General features: G+C 71.1%; 10 protein-coding genes. 2 read left to right on the forward strand and 8 right to left on the reverse strand.

Going from position 1 to position 13,120, the window contains the following annotated elements:
• Positions 1 to 31: 31 nt before the first annotated feature.
• The gene (locus DX116_RS20430; protein ID WP_119704540.1) at positions 32 to 3,010 is read right to left on the reverse strand and encodes an AAA family ATPase; all 2,979 of its coding nucleotides are present in this window, start codon (positions 3,008 to 3,010) and stop codon (positions 32 to 34) included.
• The gene (locus tag DX116_RS12190) at positions 3,007 to 4,170 is read right to left on the reverse strand and encodes an exonuclease SbcCD subunit D (RefSeq protein WP_119704541.1); all 1,164 of its coding nucleotides are present in this window, start codon (positions 4,168 to 4,170) and stop codon (positions 3,007 to 3,009) included. Before DX116_RS12190 ends, DX116_RS20430 begins: the two co-directional genes overlap by 4 nt.
• 143 nt (positions 4,171 to 4,313) lie before the next feature.
• Here DX116_RS12190 and DX116_RS12195 point away from each other — a divergent pair, with 143 nt between their 5' ends.
• Complete coding sequence (locus tag DX116_RS12195) at positions 4,314 to 5,801, forward strand: APC family permease (protein ID WP_199716064.1); 1,488 nt, start codon at positions 4,314 to 4,316, stop codon at positions 5,799 to 5,801.
• A 1-nt stretch (position 5,802) separates the two neighbouring features.
• Positions 5,803 to 6,219 (forward strand): universal stress protein, encoded by a 417-nt coding sequence (locus DX116_RS12200; RefSeq protein WP_119704542.1) that lies wholly within the window; start codon positions 5,803 to 5,805, stop codon positions 6,217 to 6,219.
• Here DX116_RS12200 and DX116_RS12205 read toward each other — a convergent pair.
• The 6 genes from DX116_RS12205 to secD all read right to left on the reverse strand — a co-directional run bounded on the left by DX116_RS12205 (position 6,169) and on the right by secD (position 13,066).
• Complete coding sequence (locus DX116_RS12205) at positions 6,169 to 6,822, reverse strand: DUF998 domain-containing protein (protein ID WP_119704543.1); 654 nt, start codon at positions 6,820 to 6,822, stop codon at positions 6,169 to 6,171. The two genes, DX116_RS12200 and DX116_RS12205, sit on opposite strands and share 51 nt — an antisense overlap.
• Entirely contained in the window at positions 6,819 to 7,997 is a 1,179-nt protein-coding gene (locus tag DX116_RS12210; RefSeq protein WP_119704544.1) for a cystathionine gamma-synthase, read from the reverse strand. Before DX116_RS12210 ends, DX116_RS12205 begins: the two co-directional genes overlap by 4 nt.
• Positions 7,994 to 9,367 (reverse strand): cystathionine beta-synthase, encoded by a 1,374-nt coding sequence (locus tag DX116_RS12215; protein ID WP_119704545.1) that lies wholly within the window; start codon positions 9,365 to 9,367, stop codon positions 7,994 to 7,996. The genes DX116_RS12210 and DX116_RS12215 overlap by 4 nt, the downstream gene beginning before the upstream one ends.
• A 16-nt stretch (positions 9,368 to 9,383) precedes the next feature.
• Positions 9,384 to 9,938 carry a hypothetical protein gene (locus DX116_RS12220; RefSeq protein ID WP_147393659.1) on the reverse strand — a complete coding sequence of 185 codons (555 nt, stop codon included), beginning with the start codon at positions 9,936 to 9,938 and terminating at the stop codon, positions 9,384 to 9,386.
• A 203-nt stretch (positions 9,939 to 10,141) separates the two neighbouring features.
• Complete coding sequence (locus DX116_RS12225) at positions 10,142 to 10,609, reverse strand: DUF6318 family protein (protein WP_119704547.1); 468 nt, start codon at positions 10,607 to 10,609, stop codon at positions 10,142 to 10,144.
• A gap of 153 nt (positions 10,610 to 10,762) precedes the next feature.
• Entirely contained in the window at positions 10,763 to 13,066 is a 2,304-nt protein-coding gene (gene secD, locus DX116_RS12230) for a protein translocase subunit SecD (protein WP_119704548.1), read from the reverse strand.
• Positions 13,067 to 13,120 lie beyond the last annotated feature (54 nt).

The raw sequence follows: 13,120 nt of genomic DNA on the forward strand, positions 1-13,120 counted from the left end.
GTGGCAGCAGCCGGTGCCAGGCGCTGGGCGTTCAGGTCGGGCGGGACGTCCTGATGGTGCTCCACCCGCCGTCGGTCTGGTCGACGAACAGCTGCGCGGGGATCGACTCCTTCATGGCCTCGACGTGACTGATGAGCCCGATCGTGCGACCGCCCTCGCGCAGGTCGTCGAGCGTCGCCATCGTGGTCTCGAGGGTGTCGGCGTCGAGGGAGCCGAAGCCCTCGTCGATGAACAAGGTGTCGAGGCGGATGCCGCCGGCCCGGTTGGTGAGCACCTCGGCCAGCCCGAGCGCCAGGGCCAGCGACGCCTGGAACTTCTCGCCTCCCGACAGCGACTGTGGTGGTCGGGTCTCGCCGGTGAACGCATCGAGCACGTCGAGCGCGAGGCCGGACTGGGCCCCGCGCCCCGCGAGCGCGTCGGAGTGCAGGAACTCGTAGCGGCCGCCGGTCATGTGCACCAGGCGGGCGTTGGCCGCTCGCACGATCTCCTCGAGCTCGGCGGCCAGGGCGAAGGTCTCGAGAGCCATCTTCATCGTGTTGGGGTTCTGTCCGCGCACCGTGCTGGCGAGGCGGTGGACGACGGCGTGCTCCTCGCGCAGCGTCCCGGCCGCGGCCAGCGCTTCGTGGATCTGGGCGGCGAGCCGGTCGACCGTCGAGCGCCTCTGCCGAGCGGTGGACTCGGCGGCGAGGGCCTGCTTGTCGGCGGCGTCGGCAGCTGCGAACGCGCCACGGGGGAGGTCGAGCTCGACCAGGTCGCCGGGCAGGTCGTGCAGGTCGCTCGATGCCAGGATCGAGGCGACCGACCGGGTCTCGGTGTCGTGATCGGCGACGCGGGCCTCGAGGGCGGCCTGCTCGCGCGGTTGCAGCCGCGCGGCCTCGGCGGCGGCCGCGTCGGCGATCTCGTGCTCGACCAGCGCGGCGGCGAGCAGCTGCCTCGCGGACTCGGCGTGCTCGGCGGAGTCGCTGAGCGCCGCGGCGGTCTCGAGCAGCGCGCGTCCGGCCCGAACGTGGGCCGAGACGGTGGCCAGCCGGTCGGCCACGGACTCGTGGTCGCCCCGCGCCGCGTCGAGCGAGCGCATGGTGTCGTCGTGGGTGGTGGTCGCAGCAGCCTCGGCGGCGACCAGCGCGGCGCGCCGCTGCTGGGCCGAGGCGATGCGCTCGGTGAGCGCGTCGATGTCGGCCGTCAGCCGCTCGAGCGTCTGCTGCGCGACGGCACGCTCGGCGACCGCGGCCTCGGCGCCGGCGACCGCGGCCTCGGCGTCGTCGACCAGCGACTGCAGCACGGGGGAGGTCTCGTCGCCGGCCGCCTCGCGCTCGGCGGCGAGACGCTTGGTGAGGTCGTCGACCTCGCCATCGCACTTCTGCGACCGTCGGACGGCCCTGACGTAGTCGGCCTCGGCCTGCTCGACGTCGCCGTCGTCGACGTGGCCCTCGGTCAGCACCGCCGGCGCCGGATGGGCCGACGAGCCGCACACGGGGCACGGCTCGTCGGGCTCGAGCCGCTGGGCGAGCACCCCGGCGAAGCCGGCCCGCTGGCGGGCGCGCAGGTCGTCGCGGCGCGTGGACGCCTGCGTGACCTCGCGGCCTGCGTCGAGCTGACGCTGCTGGGCCTCGTCGATCTCGACGGCCGTGCGGTCGGCGGTCTCGGCCGCCGTGAGCCGCGCGCGCAACGACGTGACGGCCTGCTCGACGCCGCGCAGCGCGGCGGCGCGCTCGTCGAGCGCCGGGAGCGTCGCCCGGACCGTCTCGCGCTCGGCACGCAGGTCGACCCGTGCCTGCGCGTCGAGCTCGACCTGCTCGTCGAAGGTGGCCAGGGCGTCGGCGGCGACGCGAACCGCCTCGGCCAGGCCCCCGAGGCCCTTCTCGCGGTCGGCGCTGTCGCGCAGCGAGCCGACGAGCTCGGACCACTGCTGCACGGACCCGGCCAGGGTGTCGGGGTCGGTCGCCTCGTCGGGCAGCAGCCGGCGGAACGACTCATCGGCGGTGCGGTGCCGCAGCTGCGCGTCGTGGTGAGCGCGGCGGGCCTCGCGCTCGGCCTCGACGCGGTGCCACACGTGCGCCGCGCGCGTCGCCTCGGCCAACCGCAGGCGCAGCTCGTCGATCTCGGGTCGGACGAGCTCGAGATCGGCCTGTCGGCGCAGCATCTCGGCGCGACGGTCCTGGCGCTCGCGGATGGACCTGGCCTCGTCGAAGGCGACCCGCGCGAGCTCGAGCGCGGCCCCGGTGGCCTGGCGCTCGGTCATGGCCTGCTCGAGCACGTCGGCGTGCTGGCGCACGACGTCGTCGACCCAGGCCTCGACGCCCTCGCCGGTCGTGGTGTCGACCGTGTCGGGCAGCTCGTGCTGGGTCTCGCCGGCCAGCGACGCGCTGTAGGTGCCGATCGCCGTCGACGACGAGGCCAGTCGCTCGCCGAGCGTGCGCGCGCGAGCGTCGAGCGCCTCGCTGTAGTCGGCGAAGCGGCGCGTGTCGAACAGCATGCGCAGCAGCTCGCGCCGCTTGTCGCTCGTGGCGACGAGGAACTCCTGGAACTGCCCCTGGGCGAGCAGGATGACCTGCTGGAACTGCTTGGCCGACAGCCGCACGATCTCTTCGATACGCACCTCGGCGTTGCCGGTCTTGGACTCGACGACCTCCCAGCCGTCGCCGACCAGTCGGGCCAGCTCGAAGGTGGGCGGCGCCGTGGTGGTGCCGGTGCCGCGCTGCTTGGGGCGCTGGTACGCCGGGCTGCGCGTGACCCGGAACCGTCCGTCGGCGGTGCTGAGCTCGATCGTGACCTGGCACGGGTCGGTGGGGCCGATGTGGTCGCTGCGCACCTTCTCGCCCGCCCCGCCCTCGTAGCGCGGGATGCTGCCGAACAGGGCGTACGTGACGGCGTCGAGGATCGAGGTCTTGCCGGCGCCGGTGCGGCCCGTGATGAGGAAGATGCCGTCGTCATCGAAGGCGTCGAAGTCGACGACCTCGGTGTCGCGGTAGGGGCCGAAGCCCGTCATGGTCACCTGGTGGATCTTCACGACGACGCCCTCGCCTCGCGCTCGGCGATGACGTCGCGCACCAGCGTGGTCTCGAGGTCGGTGGAGCCCTCGCCGTTGCGGACCTTGGTGAGGAAGGTGTCGACGAGCTGGTCGTCGGTCTTGCCGCGCACCAGCTCGGCATAGCTGCGCCCGCCGTCGTCGTGCACGCGGCTGGGACGGAACTCGAGGTGCGCGCAGTGGGCGAACCGCGTCTGCAGCTTGCGCATCGCGTCCATCGGGCGGGTGGTGTCGGTGAGCACCGCGCTGACCCAGTGATCGGCCACGGCGTCGAGCGACGTGTCGGCGAGGAGGTCGTCGAGCGTGCCGGTGACGACCGTGAGCGGACGTGGCACGGGCAGGTCGACCCAGGTGACGTCGGCCAGGCCGTCGGCGTCGAGGTCGACCAGCCAGCCACCGCGAGGCTTGCCGGCCTCGGAGAACGAGTAGTGCAGCGGCGCCCCGCTGTAGCGGACGTGCTCGGAGAGCCGGGCCCGACCGTGGATGTGGCCGAGTGCCGCATAGTCGACGCCGTCGAAGGTCGGCACCGGCACCTTGTCGACGCCGCCGACCGTGGTGCCGACGATGTCGCGCTCGGAGTCGCACGACTCCCCGTCGGCCCCCTGCACGAAGGTGTGCGCCAGCACCACGGAGCGTCCGGCGCGGGTGGCCAGGTCGTCGCGCACGAGCTGCATGGCGCGGCCGACGACGTCCTTCTGCGAGCGCATCGGGGCGTCGGTCCACACGTGTCGCAGGCGGGCGGGCTCGAGGAAGGGGATGCCGTACACGTGGACGGGCCCGTGCTCGTCGGTGAGGGTGACGGGCCGGGTGATCTGCGCCGGTGTGGTGATGACGTGGACGCCGGCTGCGGCGGCGAAGGCCGACATGGAGCCCAGGCGGGCGGGGGAGTCGTGGTTGCCGCTCGTGATGACGACGACGGCTCCCGCCTCGCGCACCCGCAGCAGGATGGAGTTGAGCAGCTCGACTGCCTCGGCCGAGGGGGTCGACGAGTCGTAGACGTCGCCGGAGACGAGCACGACGTCGACGCGCTGCTCGCGCACGACCTCGACGACGGCGCCAGCGACCTGGTCGAGCGCCGCGAGCGTCGAGTGCCCGTGGAAGGTGCGCCCGACGTGCCAGTCGGAGGTGTGCAGGATCCGCATGCCTGGAGCCTAGACGGGGCGTCCGACACCTCGTCCCGCGACCGATTCGGCCGTTCCCTGGACAGCACCGACGTCGGTGCGGTGAGGTGTCCTGACAACGCGGCGCCGCACGGTGCCGGTCGCACGTGTGGAGAGGTGGCGCCGTGGCCCAGGTGGACGAAGAACCCCGCGAGGAGCTGAAGGCCGACGCGATCGGCTTCGTCGACGCGCTCGTGATCGGGCTCAACGCGACGTCGCCGGCCTACTCGATCGCCGCCGTGATCGGGCCTCTCGTGGTCATCGCCGGCGTGCACGCGCCGGGGGTCATGCTCGCGTCGTTCGTGCCGATGCTGTTCATCGCGTCGGCGTTCTACTACCTCAACAAGGTCGACAAGGACTGCGGGACGACCTTCTCGTGGGTCACCCGGTCGATGGGCCCTTGGGCCGGCTGGCTCGGCGGGTGGGCCATCACGATGACCGGTGTCCTGGTCGTCGGATCGCTCGCCGACGTCGGCGTCAGCTTCACGCTGCGGGGCTTCGGGCTCGATGCCGCCGCCGACACCGCCTGGATCCGCCAGAGCCTGGCGGTGCTGCTGATCCTCGCCATGACCGCGATCTGCGTGGCCGGCACCGAGGGCTCGGCCAAGCTGCAGAATGTGCTGATCCTGGCGCAGGTCGTCTTCCTGCTGGTCTTTGCCGCGGTGGCGGTCTACCGGGTCTACGCCGACACCAGCTCGCTCGACTCCGTGCGGCCGAGCCTCGAGTGGCTCAACCCGTTCGCCGTCGGGGGAGCGGCCCTGACGTCCGGCCTGCTGCTGGGCGTGTTCATCTACTGGGGCTGGGAGTCGGCGGTCAACCTCACCGAGGAGACGAGCGGGGCGGCATCGGCCCCGGGGCTCGCGGGCATCTGGTCGACCGTGATCCTGCTGGCCACCTACCTCGCCGTGGCCTTCGCGGTCGTGGCCTACGCGGGCACCCAGTTCCTCGTCGACAACGCGGACGAGGAGGAGTTCATCTTCCCGCTGCTCGCGACCAAGGTGCTGGGCCAGTGGGACTGGATCGTCTACTTCGCGGTGGCCACGTCGGCGATCGCGTCGACGCAGACCACGATCATCCCGGCGTCCCGCACGGCGCTGTCGATGGCGCGCCGGGCGGCGCTGCCGAGGAGCTTCGGCCACGTCCACCCGCGCTTCCGCACGCCCGACGTCAGCACGTGGTGGGTCGCGGGCATCGCGATCGCCTGGTATCTGGTGGTCAACCAGCTCAGCGAGAACGCGCTGTTCGACTCGCTGTCGGCCCTGTCGCTGCTCATCGCCTTCTACTACGCCCTCACCGGGATCGCGTGCGCGGTCTACTACCGGCGCCACCTCACCGAGAGCGTCCGCAACTTCGTGCTGATCGGCCTCGGCCCCGTCGTCGGTGCGCTGCTGCTGGCCTGGTTGCTGGTCGCGTCGGTGCGCGACCTGTCCGACCCGGCGAACTCGTACAGCCAGACGTCGTGGTTCGGTCTCGGACCGCCGCTCGTCATCGGCATCGGCATCGCCCTCACCGGTGTCGTCATCATGCTGTGGTGGCGCGTGGTGTCGCCCCGGTTCTGGCAGGAGCGGCCCGGCGTGGCCGATCCCGAACTCGTCCACGGCAAGGAGGCCTGACATGGCGGTGGTGCTCGGATACGAGGAGTCGCCCGGTGCGTCTCGCGCGCTCGAGGCGGCGATCGAGGTCGCGTCGGCCTTCGGCGAGCCGCTCGTGATCGTCCACGGCGTCGGGGCACCCGGCGGGCTCGGCGAGGAGTACCGCAGCCACCGCGCGGCCCTCGAGGCGGCCGGTCGGGCGGCGCTCTCGGCGGCCGTCGCGGCGGCCGACGAGGCGGGGGTGCCGACGTCGGTCGAGCTCGTCGACGCCAAGCCCGCCGAGGCGGTGCTGAAGGTCGCCGACGACTACGACGCCCGGGTCATCGTCGTCGGGTCGTGGGGCGAGAGCCCGCTGAAGGGCGCGGTGCTCGGCTCGACGCCGCACAAGCTACTGCACCTGTCGTCGCGTCCCGTGCTGTGCGTGCCCGCGCGCGACTGAGCCGATGGCGACCACCGACACCCAGACGTAGCCGGGCCAAAGGGCGAGCCGCTCGAGGGCCCCGATGGCGCCGGAGTCGGTGCCGACCGTGAGCCCGAATCCGATCGCGCCGGCGGCCGACAGGGCCGCCAGGACGTATCCGACCCGCGCCGTTGCTGGGCGGGACGCACGCAGGCTCAGGCCCGTCAACAGCACGGCGAGGGGCTGCGCGACGAAGATCGGCAGCGCCACGAGCCCGTGGATCGCTGCGTCCTCGTTGACCGGGAAGAGCCCCACGCCGATCGAGCCGAGGCCCGAGACGCACCACGCCACGACCGCGGCCGTCCCGGTGCGGCCCCTCAGCACGCGTGTGCCGAGCAGCAGTGCGCCGATCAGCAGGGTGCAGCCGAACCAGACGAATGCGACGTTCATCCCGGCGTGCCACGGTGAGCACAGCACGTCGCCGCGCACCTGGCGGCACGCGGTGTCGCCGAGGTCGCTGACGGTGCTGCCGGCGAACGTGTAGTCGGCGGACGCCTGCAGCCCCACCGCGACCTCGACGAGGACGTAGATCGGCTGCAGCGCCCAGACGACCTGCCCGACGAGGGGGAGCGGTGACCTCAGCTCAGGGCCTGCTCGAGATCGCCGATCAGGTCGGCGACGTCCTCGATGCCGACGGACAGGCGCACCAGATCGTCGGGCACCTCGAGCTGCGAGCCGGCGGTCGACGCGTGGGTCATGGCGCCCGGGTGCTCGATGAGCGACTCGATGCCTCCGAGGCTCTCGGCCAGCGTGAACAGCTCGGTGCGCGCGCAGAAGTCGAGCGCGGCCTGCTGGTCCTTGAGCCGCACCGAGACCATGCCGCCGAAGCGCTTCATCTGGCGTGCCGCGACCTCGTGGTTGGGGTGCTCGGGCAGGCCCGGGTAGAGCACCGACTCGATCGCGGGGTGACCCTGCAGGAAGTCGACGACCGCCTCGGCGTTGTCGCAGTGCTTGTCCATGCGGACGGCGAGCGTCTTGGCGCCGCGCATCGTCAGGTAGGCGTCGAACGGTCCGGGCACGCCGCCGGACCCGTTCTGCAGGAACGCGAACGCGGCGTCGAGCTCGTCGTCGTCGGTGACGAGCACGCCGCCCACGACGTCGGAGTGCCCGCCGATGTACTTGGTGGTGGAGTGCAGCACGACGTCGGCGCCGAGCGTCAGCGGCTGCTGCAGGTAGGGCGAGGCGAAGGTGTTGTCGACGACGAACGTCGCACCGGCCGCGTGGGCGATCTCGGAGATCGCGGCGACGTCACCCACGTTGAGCAGCGGGTTGGTGGGTGTCTCGATCCAGATCGCCTTGGTGGCGTCGGTGACGGCGGCGCGGATCGCGTCGAGGTCGTTGACGGCGGCCACGGTGTAGGTGATGCCCCACTGGCTGAAGACCTTGTCGATGAGCCGGAACGTGCCGCCGTAGGCGTCGTCGGGGATCACGAGATGGTCGCCAGGACGCAGCAGCGAGCGCAGGGCGCAGTCGGTCGCAGCCATGCCGGAGCTGAACCCCCGTCCGTACGTGCCCTGCTCGAGCGCGGCCAGGTTGGCCTCGAGCGCCGCCCGGGTCGGGTTGCCGGTGCGGGCGTACTCGAAGCCGCCTCGCATGCCGCCGACGCCGTCCTGCGCGAAGGTCGAGCTGGCGTAGATCGGCACGTTGACCGCGCCGTTCTGGGCGTTGGGCTCGTAGCCGGCGTGGATGGCCCGCGTCGCGAACCCTTGCCCCACGTGCTCGTCGGGGCTGGTCAGGTGGTCGAAGGGCTCGCTCATACGTGCACCCCCAGCAGGTCGTGGCGGGTCAGGACGCCCAGTGGCTTGCCGTCCTCGACGACCATCACCGCGTCGCTGCTGCTGAGCGCCTTCAGGGCGTCGTCGAGGGTCTCGCCGGATCCGAGGAGCGGGAGGGGAGCCTCCATGTGCTTGGACACCGGGTCGGTCAGCTGGGCCCGGCCCTCGAAGACGGCGCTGATGAGGGCCCGCTCGCTGACGCTGCCGGCGACCTCGCCGATGACCACCGGCGGCTCGGCGCCGACGACCGGCATCTGCGAGACGTTGTACTCGCGGAGGATCTCGATGGCGTCGCGGATCGTCTCGGACGGGTGCGTGTGCACGAGGGCCGGCATGCCGCCGGTCTTGCTGGTCAGGAGGTCGCCGACCGCCATCTGGTCGGTCGTGCCGTCGAGCGGCTCGCGCAGGAAGCCGTACGACGACATCCAGTCGTCGTTGAAGATCTTGGCGAGGTAGCCGCGACCGCCGTCGGGCAGCAGCACGACGACGAGGGCGTCCGGGCCGGCCTCGGCGGCGACCTGCAGAGCGGCGACGGTCGCCATGCCGCACGAACCACCGACGAGCAGGCCTTCCTCGCGGGCGAGACGCCGCGTCATGTCGAAGGAGTCGGCGTCGGAGACCGCGATGATCTGGTCGGGGATGCTCGGGTCGTAGGCGCTGGGCCAGAAGTCCTCGCCGACGCCCTCGACCAGGTAGGGGCGACCGGTGCCGCCGGAGTACACCGAGCCCTCGGGGTCGGCGCCGATCACCTTGATGTCGGGGTTCTGCTCCTTGAGGTAGCGACCGACGCCGGTGATGGTGCCGCCGGTGCCGACGCCGGCCACGAAGTGCGTGACCTTGCCGTCGGTGGCCTCCCAGATCTCGGGCCCGGTGGTCTCGTAGTGGCTCTGGGGCCCGGCAGGGTTGGAGTACTGGTCGGGCTTCCATGCGCCCTCGGTCTCGCGCACGAGGCGGTCGGAGACGTTGTAGTAGCTGTCGGGGTGCTCGGGTGCGACGGCCGTCGGGCACACGACGACGCGGGCGCCGTAGGCCTTCATGGCGTTGCGCTTCTCCTCGCCGACCTTGTCGGGGCACACGAAGATGCACTTGTACCCGCGCTGCTGGGCGACGAGGGCCAGGCCGATGCCGGTGTTGCCGGAGGTCGGCTCGACGATCGTCCCGCCGGGCTTGAGCGCGCCGGACGCCTCGGCGGCGTCGACCATCCTGACGGCGATGCGATCCTTGGCGCTGCCGCCGGGGTTGAGGTACTCGATCTTGGCGGCGACGGTGGCTGATCCAGCGGTGGTCACCGAGTTCAACCTGACCAGCGGGGTGTTGCCGATCAGGTCGACGATGTGGTCTGCAATGGGCATGTCGCCATTCTTGCACTCACGGTCTGGTCATCACCGGGGCCGCTTCGTCGACGTCGAGCGCGGCCGGCGGACCGGACGCGACCAGCGTCTGGCCGATCGTCTGCCACGGACCGTCGTCGACCCGGAACCGCACGCGGTACGTCACGTCGACGCGTGCCTGGAGGCCGTCGGCCGGCTTCGCGTAGCGGTGGACGACGTCCATCGCCGGGTAGGGCCGCCCCGGTGTGTCGGTCGCGGCGGTGGTCCCGTCGCCGTGGACCCACTGGTAGCCGACCGGTTCGGCGACGAGGTCGACGTCGAAGTCGAGCAGCCGCACGCGGCGCTCGAACGGCTGAGGCTCGGCGTAGAAGATCGTCGGGACGTTGACCAACGTGCCGCCGCCCGGCTGCACCTTGACCTGCAGGCTCGGCAGCCCGATCTCGCGCACCGCCCGCAGGACGTCGCCGGGCGTCAGCTCGCGCTCGTCGTCGTCCGGGTCGGGGTCGGGCGCATCGGTGCGGCACCCGTAGATCCCGATCTCCGGCTCGATCCGGCACGGCACCACGGACTCGTAGGCGGGCTCATTCGACACGATCGGGTTGTTGGTGGTGGGTGCTGCCCCGGACTGCGGCCGACCAGTGGACGGCCACTTCGCTCTCTCCCCGTCGATGTGCACCTTCGGTGACCACGGTGACGGCTTCACATCCACGTCGCCGGAGGACCGGTACTGAGCCGAGGCTGGAGTAGCCGCGAAAAAGAAAACTGCAGCCGTGAGAGTCGAGAGCAGTGCTCGCATCACTTTGTCCGATCTCTTATGTCGAGCACCTGGAACGGAGGGTGCGATGACAGTTCGAAGAGCAGCTCATACGACCCATCGGCGTCGCCCAGTGAAGAGATCGACGCCTGAACTCGTCGATTGCCCGCCTCGGTCGAGACTCCGACGTCGCCAAGTTCCCACGCGTCGCCTTGCGGTCGAGACGACGGCTGGAGGGACGAGAAATCCTCGGCATACTCGCTGCAGGGCTTGCATTTCGACGAGATCGCCGACAGCTCCTTCACGTCGCCCGTGGCGGCGGCGTAGTTGAAGACGTCCACGTAGTGCTTGACGAAGGCGGCGGCGCCTTCGGGGGAGTCCTCGGAGGCCTGGGGCGGCATGGTCGGCACGGCGACGGCCGGGGTGGTGGGGGTGGCGGCCTTGCTCGGATCGGGCTCCTTGGGAGTGGGGTCCGACGAGCAGGCGGACAGCACCAAGGCAGCGGCCACGACAATTCCCCCGAATCGCATGGCCCGAAAGTACCGAAATCCCGCCCGTTCTGTCAGCCCCTACGAGACAGCCTGTGGGTAACTCCGCAGCGTCATACCTTCTGAGGGTCAGGACCCCCAGAAGGTATGACGCAAGGGCGGCGAGCCGGAGGGTTAGAGGATCGCGCCCGTGGTGGTGCGACCGTCGTCGACGTTCGCGTACGGGTCGATGACCTTCTTGGGCCCCTCGGACGGGTCGTACGGCCAGCGCTCCTCGAGCACGATCGCCACCGCCGACGCCGTGAAGATCGTCGACAGGATGCCGACCGACAGGCCGAGCAGCAGCGCGATCGCGAAGTCCGTCAACGAGTCGCCACCCAGGACGGCGAGCGCCGCCAGGATGAACATCGCGCCGAGCCCCGTGTTGATCGTGCGGGGGATCGTCTGCAGGATCGCCTCGTTGACGACACCGCGCAGCGGCTTCTTGCGGTTGGCTGCCGTGTACTCGCGGATGCGGTCGAACACGACGATCGTGTCGTTGACCGCCAGACCGATGATCGACAGCACTGCTGCGAGGAACACGCCGTCGATCGGCTTGCCCCACCACGCGAACACGCCGACCACCGTCAGCACCACGGACGACATCGACAGCACCGCGGCCGCCGCATAGGTCCAGCGGAAGCGCCAGGCCAGGTACAGCATCTGCGCGGCGATCGCGATCGCGAACGCGATGAGCGCCTTGTCGCGCAGCTCCTTGCCGAGGCTCGGCCCGATCAGCTCGTCGCGCTCCTTCTCGACCGAACCGGCGATGCCGGCCAAGGCGTCCTCGACCTGCACGGCCTCCTCGTTGGTGATGTCGTCCAGACGGACGCTGATGTTCTCGCGTCCGCCCTCACCCGACGACGACTGCACCACGGCCTGGCTGAACCCGGCGTCGCTGACCGCGACACGGGCCTCCTCGGCATCGACCTGCTTGGACGTCGAGTACTCGAGCAGGCGTCCGCCGGTGAACTCGACGCCGAGGTTGAGTCCCTTGATGGCGATGCCGCCGACCGAGACCACGGCCACGACCAGCGTGATGACGATCCAGGTGCCGCTGCGCTTCATCAGGTCGGGACCGCTCTCGGTCAGCCACTGACGGATGCGGCCCGTGCCAGCGAGGCCCGACATGGCCGGACGGCCCTTGACGAACGAGCGCTTGACCGCCCACTCGCACAGCACGCGGGCGACGACGAGCGCCGACACCATGGAGGCCACGACGCCGATCGACAGGGTGACGCCGAAGCCCTTGACGGGGCCCGACGCGAAGAAGAACAGCAGGGCGGCGGCGAGCAGCGTCGTGACGTTGGAGTCGATGATCGCCGACCACGCCTTGTTGAATCCCGTGGTGAGGGCGGGGGAGAGCCCCGCGGACGCCCGCTCGGCGTACTCCTCACGGGCTCGCTCGAACACCAGCACGTTGGCATCGATCGCCAACCCGATGGCCAGCACGAAGCCCGCCAGTCCCGGCAGCGTCAGGGTCGCTCCCAGCCAGACGAGCATCCCGTACGAGATGAGTGCGTACGTGGCCAGCGCGATCGTGGCGAGGAAGCCGACGAGGCGGTAGACGAGCACGATGAACAGGCCCGTGAGGGCGATGCCGATGATGGCGGCCTCGATCGAGGCGTCGATGGCGACCTTGCCGAGCGTGGGCCCGACGGTCCTCTGCTCGACGGTCTCGACGGGCACGGGGAGCGCGCCGCCCTTGATGAGGATCGCGAGGTCGTCGGCCGTGGCCTGCGTGAAGTTGCCGGTGATGGACGTCCGCGCGCCGCCGCCGGACTGGCACAGCGACGGCTCGACGCCCGGCGACGAGATCACGTTGCCGTCCAGCACGATCGCGACCCGCTGACCTGCGGCTGGGTTGGCACAGGCGGCACCGACCAGGTCGGCCCACCCGCCGCGCCCCTGCTTGTTGAACGAGACGTCGACGACCCACTGGCCGATGCCGCCCTCGGGGATCCCGGCCGAGGCGTCGCTGACGCCGTTGCCGTCGAGCAGCTGGGGGCCGAGGAGCAACGGGTTGCCGTCCTCGTCGTCGATGAGCTGCTGCCCCTCGGCCGGCGCGGGTGAGCCCTCGGCGGGGATCGACAGCACCTCGTGGAACGACAGCTGAGCGGTCTGGCCGATGACCTCGGCGGCCTCGCGCGGGTCCTGCACGCCGGGCAGCTCGACGATGATGCGGTTGGAGCCCGAACGGGCGAGCGTGGGCTCGGCGACGCCGAGGGCGTCGACGCGTCCGCGGATGACGGTCAGGGCGCGGTCGGTCGACTCGGCGTCGGCCTTGACGCGCTCGGAGTCCTTCGTCTCGAGGACGATCTGGGTGCCGCCCTTGAGGTCGAGGCCGAGATTGGCCTTGCTGGTCAGGGCGAGGAGCAAGGAGACGGCGATGACCGCGAAGGCGGCTATCGCGCGCCACATGGGGGCACGGGAGGGCATGGGAGATCTTTCGGGTGACGCCGGTGGGCGTGGACGGACGGGACGGGTGCGGGC

Origin of the sequence: Aeromicrobium endophyticum, from assembly GCF_003586285.1 — a bacterium.
Taxonomy (GTDB): domain Bacteria; phylum Actinomycetota; class Actinomycetes; order Propionibacteriales; family Nocardioidaceae; genus Aeromicrobium; species Aeromicrobium endophyticum.